Raw genomic sequence first — 214 nt, forward strand, 5'->3', positions numbered from 1 at the left:
ACCAAGGCCGCCCTTGAAGCCGGCACCGCCGTTGTGGTGGTCCACGGCCTCGATCCCGCCACCCTGAGCGCGGCAGGACAGGCTGCCAAGTCCGACCTGGTCCCCACGCTGCCGCTGGCCGCCACTTCCCCCGCACTGTGTGGAACGCTGAAGGCCGGCATGGCAATGCCGTCCGGTGGCGTTGACACCGGCGTGGCCCAGGAAACCGGCGGCA

The 214-nt window shown here is 71.0% G+C and carries 1 pseudogene; it reads left to right on the plus strand.

Features of this window, described 5'->3' with window-relative positions:
* Positions 1-214 (plus strand): annotated as a pseudogene (locus ACU18_RS20025) (hypothetical protein); the annotation flags it as partial.

It is taken from the genome of Arthrobacter sp. ZBG10, from assembly GCF_001238605.1.
Lineage (GTDB): Bacteria > Actinomycetota > Actinomycetes > Actinomycetales > Micrococcaceae > Arthrobacter.